We start from the raw sequence: 243 nt of genomic DNA on the forward strand, positions 1-243 counted from the left end.
ATGTGTTTAAGGTTGTTTGTATATTTGAATGACCAAGTCTCTCAGAGATATCTTTTATATTTAAACCAGGTACTGTACCAAGCTGGTTAACTAACATGGTTGCATGTGTATGTCGCAAGTCATGCAGCCGTCCCGGCTTTATGTTATGTCTTTTAGTGAATTTCTGCCACCAGGTATTTGGAGATGTGGGATACTGTGGCTTACCGTTATCCGCTCCAAACAACATGAGTTTATTTTTGTCTT

Annotated in this window: 1 protein-coding gene; it reads right to left on the minus strand. The window is 39.1% G+C overall.

All coding sequences use genetic code 11. From position 1 onward, the window contains the following. A partial coding sequence (locus G9F48_RS19530; protein WP_165409997.1) for a tyrosine-type recombinase/integrase occupies window positions 1-243 on the minus strand: 243 nt, incomplete at both ends.

The sequence above is a fragment of the Bacillus sp. EKM420B genome, from assembly GCF_011065565.1.
Taxonomy (GTDB): domain Bacteria; phylum Bacillota; class Bacilli; order Bacillales; family Bacillaceae; genus Bacillus; species Bacillus velezensis.